We start from the raw sequence: 560 nt of genomic DNA, 5'->3' as shown, positions 1-560 counted from the left end.
CGAACCGGAGGCTGCCGCCTCGGAGGCCGCCGCCGACCGGGACCCGGCCGCCGCCTCCGAGGGCGATGTCGCCGATGCGGGCAACGTCGGCGACAGGGTCGCCTCCACGGACGCCCGCGAGGCGGACGTCGAGCAGCCCGCGGCGGATGACGCTGCCGCAGGCTCGGGTGCCGCCGTACCGGTGCGGGCTCGCGCGAGCGTCGCGACGCTCGGAGCGCTGCCCGGTGATCTGCCGGCGAGCGCTCCGGCCAGCGCGACCACCTACCGGGCCACCGGCTCGGCAAGCCCGGTCGGCGTTCCGGTGCCGGGCCAGCGGGCCACCTCGACCGTTCCGGCGCGGGCCAGCGCCACGGTGCCGGGCAGCAGCCGGGTCGCCGCCGGCAGCGTGGGTACGCCGGACTCCCGGGCGAGCACGTCTGCCGTCTACCGGTCGGGGCCGGTGAGTTCCGAGCCGCCGGAGCCGGTGCAGCCGCCCGAGCCGGTGCAGCCTCCTGAGCCGCCGACCCCGGAACCGACGCCTCCCGGGCCGGGTGACCCGGGAGCCCGCGCCGAGTCCGGGG

General features: G+C 79.5%; 1 pseudogene. It reads left to right on the top strand.

From position 1 onward, the window contains the following. Nucleotides 1-560 (top strand): annotated as a pseudogene (locus tag MILUP08_RS36495) (hypothetical protein); the annotation flags it as partial.

Origin of the sequence: Micromonospora lupini str. Lupac 08 (genome assembly GCF_000297395.2) — a bacterium.
Taxonomy (GTDB): domain Bacteria; phylum Actinomycetota; class Actinomycetes; order Mycobacteriales; family Micromonosporaceae; genus Micromonospora; species Micromonospora lupini.
Note: the sequence above shows the minus strand (reverse complement) of the source record. Positions and strands in the feature narration are given on the sequence as shown.